The organism is Propionivibrio pelophilus DSM 12018, assembly GCF_059569095.1.
In genome coordinates this window covers 1-4,208 of the sequence record NZ_JCANUT010000104.1, presented here as the reverse complement: position 1 = coordinate 4,208, position 4,208 = coordinate 1, and the positions used below count along the sequence as shown (strand labels likewise).

Genomic DNA, 4,208 nt, shown 5'->3' with positions numbered 1-4,208 from the left:
TGCGTGATGGACCTCTCGCCGATCATCCTGATCCTCACCCCGGTGCTGCTGCCGGTGGCCAAGGAGGCCGGGATCAACGAAGTCTACTTCGGTGTGATCTTCGTCGTCTGCGGCTCGATCGGCCTCATTACCCCGCCGGTCGGCACTGTGCTCAACGTCGTCGCCGGCGCCACCAAGAGCAACATGACGCAGGTCATCAAGGGGGTCGCACCGTTCCTGCTGTCGCACCTCGTCATCCTGACCCTGCTGATCCTCTTCCCGGCGCTCGTCATCGTGCCAGGCAAGTGGCTGGGAGGTTTCTGAGTTTCAATGTTTCGGGGGGGCTGCCGGCATCCTGCGCTATCATGCGTCGATGCGACTGACATCGGCTCCTCTGTTGTTGTTCTTGGCCTTCCTGGCGATCGGTGGCTGTGCGACCGAGTTTCGTTCGGGACGTGCACAGGAACCGCGGTTTGATCCGCGCTATCTGGCGAAAACGGAAATCGACCGCGTCATCGACGCGAGCCGTGCCGAGGTGATGGCCGGCCTGCGCCGGCTGACCCGCAAGCTATACCAGCGCAATCCGTGGGAATGGAAGAAATTCGGTCGGTTGAACGTCGATACGGCTGTCGATCGCCTGTTCTCCGGCCGGCTCGATTTTCCCGAGCTTGGCGGGCGGCGCGAGGGCGATGCGGCGCTGTTCGCTTTCAGTGCCGTGTATCAGGGTGACCGGATCCTGGCTGTCATGGCCGGCCTGATCGGGATGGTCGATGCCGCGTTCGAGCACAAGAACGATTTCTACGTGCTCGACAACCTCGACGAGCAAAAGCTCTACAATTGCGCCCGCAACATCGAAATCGCCGTCTGGAAGATGTCCTCGACGCGGAATGTCGACGGCGGCCTCCTGCTCGTGTCCAACGAGCTGGATACGAATAACCCGAATCTGAGTTTTGAGCGCGAATTCGGACGCATCATCGGCCTGCTGGATTTTCTGGCCAAGGTCGTTGCCGACAAGCATGGTCGATCGATCACGCGCCTGACCCAGAGCATTGCGACGGCGGTCTTTCTTCCCGTCGGGTCGCTTTGAGCCTGATGAAATCCAGAATGAAGTCCATCGTTATCCTCATTTCCGGCCGTGGCAGCAACATGCAGTCGCTGCTGGCAGCTACAGCAGATGGCTCGCTGCCCGTGCGCGTCGCCGCGGTGCTCTCCAACCGGCCTGATGCTGCCGGCCTGAAAACAGCCGCTGTCGCGGGTATTCCGACGCGCGTCATTGACCATACGCTTTATCCCGACCGCACCTCGTTCGACGCTGCCATGGCCGAAGTGATCGACGCGTTTTCCCCCGACCTGGTTGTTCTTGCCGGCTTCATGCGCATCCTGAGCAACGGTTTCGTCGAACGCTACGCCGGGCGGATGATGAATATCCATCCGTCGCTTCTGCCTGCTTTCCCCGGCTTGCACACGCACCGGCACGCGCTGGAAGATGGTGTGCGCATTCACGGTTGCACGGTGCATTTCGTCACGCCGACGCTCGATCACGGGCCGGTCATCATTCAGGCCGCCGTGCCGGTCCTCAATGGCGACGATGAAGCGTCGCTGGCTGCGCGGGTTCTCGCGCAGGAACACCTGATCTACCCACGGGCTGTCCGCTGGTTCGTCGAAGGCCGTTTGCGCTTGCTCGACGGGCGTGTCGAAGTGGCCGGGCAGCAGACAGGCGAGGCCGCCGTGATTTCGCCGATGCTGTCGGAGAGCGACTGACCGGACGGGTGAGGGTGATGTCGCGTGCGCTGCTCGTCACCCTGTTTATCTCGCTGGGGCTGCATCTTGCCGTGTTGTTCGGCCCGGCCCTAGAGCTGCCGGACGAGCCGGCGCCGCTGCCGATCGTGGCCGAGCTGCGTGCTCCGCCGTTACCCGAGCCGAGAGCCGCCGAGACCGTGCGGCGCGTCGCGGAACAGCAGGCACGCAAGGCTGATGCCTCCAGGAAGGTTGCGCGGAAAATGCCCGAGCCACGTGCCGTTCGTCCTCCGTCGTCGTCCATCAAGGAAAAGTCGGAGGTCCCGGCACACACTGCGGACACGCGTGTCGATGAGATCGCCGAAGTGGCCGGGTCAGAGGCGGTGGCTGCGGCGCAGGATTATCCGCACGTAGGTGAAACTGCGCAGGGGGCGCCTGCCGCAGCCCCGACCGAACCCCGCCTGCCTGCTCAAGGCGTCATCCGTTTTCGTGTCGATCGCGGTGACTCGGGTTTCGGGATCGGACGGGCTTATCAGGAATGGGAGTTCGCCGACGGGCGCTATCGCTTGCGTTCGGTGATTGAAACGACGGGGTTGGTGCGTCTGTTGCGCACCGTGTTCATTGAGATGGAAAGCGTGGGGCGCTATTCCGAGGCGGGGTTGCAGCCCGAGGTCTTCGCCATCCGGCGCGATACGCGCAAGCCGCGCGAGCGGGCGCTGTTCGACTGGGAAACGATGCGGATCAAGGTCGGCAACCGTGGCGATCAGGTTCTCGATCCCGGCGCGCAGGATCTGCTTTCGCTGTATTACCAGCTCGGCTTCCTCGAATTGCCAATGGGCGGGCATGCTTCGCTGCCCGTTGCGACCGGAAAGAAATACAGCACCTATCGCCTGGAGGTGCTGGGAGAAGAGGAAATCGAGGTGCCGCTCGGCGTTCTGCGCACCCTGCATGTGCGTGCGCCCGGCGATAATGTCACCGAATTCTGGCTCGCTTACGATTACCGGAAACTCCCGGTTAAAATTCGCCACCTTGATTCCGACGGAGGCAGCCTGGTGCAGGTGGCCACCGAAATCCTAACAGGACCCTGACACCGTATGCGCTTCTCTCCCGCCCAACTCAAACACGCTGAATCGCTCCTCGCCGAACTGCTGCGTTCGCCGTTTGCCGCCGATTCCGTCGTTTCGCATTACTTTCGCCAGCACCGCGAACTCGGCCACAAGGACCGCGGCTTCATCGCCGAGACCGTCTATGCCGTGCTGCGTCACAAGCGCTCGCTGTCAGCGCGTTGCCTCGATCAGGTGTCGTCGCGGCGGCTGATCCTGGCAAACCTTGCCTGCCTGCAGGGGCTGAACCGGCGGGAATTGGACGACGTGCTCAATGACACGGAAAAGAAGTGGCTGGCGGAGGCCAAGGCCGTCCGGCTGGAAGAAGTGCCGCCAGCGGTGCGTCTCGACCTTCCGGACTGGCTGTATGAACAGCTCGCGCAGCAGTTTGCGCCGGAGGATCTGGACGTTCTGGCGAGAGCCTTGAACCAGCCTGCGCCCCTCGATCTGCGTGTGAATGCATTGAAAGCGGAACGCGACGCGGTGCTTGAGCGTCTGCGCGCAGACGGATTGTCCGCCGAGGCCTGCCCGTATTCGCCTGTGGGTGTCCGATTGGCCGGGAAACCCGCGCTGGCGCGTCATCCGCTGTTCGTCGACGGCAGCATCGAAGTCCAGGACGAAGGCAGCCAGTTGCTCGGTTTCCTGATGCAGCCGAAGCGCGGCGAGATGGTCGCCGACTTCTGCGCGGGTGCCGGTGGAAAGACACTGATGCTCGGTGCGCTGATGCGTTCGCAAGGCCGCCTGTACGCGTTCGACGTGGCGGAAAAGCGGCTGGCCAAGCTCAAGCCACGCCTGGCGCGTTCAGGGCTGTCCAACGTTCATCCGGTACGCATTGATTCCGAACACGACCAGCGCATCAAGCGCCTGGCCGGCAAGCTCGATCGGGTGCTGGTGGATGCGCCATGCTCCGGTCTCGGCACGCTGCGCCGCAACCCTGATCTCAAGTGGCGGCAAACGCCGGAGAGCGTCGCCGAACTGACCGCCAAGCAATCGTCGATTCTCGCCGCCGCGGCATCGCTGGTGAAACCGGGCGGGCGACTCGTCTATGCGACCTGTAGCCTTCTCGACTGCGAGAACGACACGGTGGTGGCCGGTTTTCTGGCGAATCATCCGGAGTTTTCTGTGCTCCACGCGGGTGAAATCCTGCGTCGACAAGGCATCGAGATCGAAGCGGACGAACGGCTGCGCCTGTTGCCACACAAGCATGGTACGGACGGATTCTTTGCCGCGGTGATGGAACGGCGGTGAGCGGGGCGAGCGTTCCGCTGCACAAGCGGACGCAGATCGGCATAGGGGGCAGCCCTCATAGGCTGCGCCCCTGCCACACCACCCGGCATGCGGGTCCGCACCGGGCGGTTCGAGAAGTTGAGGTCATGAGAGACGAGGAAC

5 protein-coding genes are annotated in these 4,208 nt (G+C 63.1%); all 5 read left to right on the top strand.

The genetic code is table 11. From position 1 onward, the window contains the following. Nucleotides 1–303 (top strand): TRAP transporter large permease subunit (locus BO74_RS20620; RefSeq protein WP_496445205.1); only part of this gene is annotated, 303 nt, incomplete at its 5' end. 49 nt (nt 304–352) lie between these two features. Further along, a complete protein-coding gene (locus tag BO74_RS20615) occupies nt 353–1,066 on the top strand; it encodes a hypothetical protein (RefSeq protein ID WP_496445203.1) in 714 nt (237 codons plus the stop codon). Nucleotides 1,067–1,083: 17 nt separating this feature from the next. After that, the gene (gene purN / locus BO74_RS20610; protein ID WP_496445201.1) at nt 1,084–1,740 is read left to right on the top strand and encodes a phosphoribosylglycinamide formyltransferase; all 657 of its coding nucleotides are present in this window, start codon (nt 1,084–1,086) and stop codon (nt 1,738–1,740) included. A gap of 17 nt (nt 1,741–1,757) precedes the next feature. Beyond that, nucleotides 1,758–2,804 carry a DUF3108 domain-containing protein gene (locus BO74_RS20605; protein WP_496445199.1) on the top strand — a complete coding sequence of 349 codons (1,047 nt, stop codon included), beginning with the start codon at nt 1,758–1,760 and terminating at the stop codon, nt 2,802–2,804. A 6-nt stretch (nt 2,805–2,810) separates the two neighbouring features. Next, the gene (locus BO74_RS20600; protein ID WP_496445197.1) at nt 2,811–4,067 is read left to right on the top strand and encodes an RsmB/NOP family class I SAM-dependent RNA methyltransferase; all 1,257 of its coding nucleotides are present in this window, start codon (nt 2,811–2,813) and stop codon (nt 4,065–4,067) included. Nucleotides 4,068–4,208 lie beyond the last annotated feature (141 nt).

Bases quoted from the DNA above. Each gene is read 5' to 3' on its own strand.
- BO74_RS20615 (WP_496445203.1), top strand. From the start codon at position 353: ATGCGACTGACATCGGCTCCTCTGTTGTTGTTCTTGGCCTTCCTGGCG.
- purN (WP_496445201.1), top strand. From the start codon at position 1,084: ATGAAGTCCATCGTTATCCTCATTTCCGGCCGTGGCAGCAACATGCAG.
- BO74_RS20605 (WP_496445199.1), top strand. From the start codon at position 1,758: ATGTCGCGTGCGCTGCTCGTCACCCTGTTTATCTCGCTGGGGCTGCAT.
- BO74_RS20600 (WP_496445197.1), top strand. From the start codon at position 2,811: ATGCGCTTCTCTCCCGCCCAACTCAAACACGCTGAATCGCTCCTCGCC.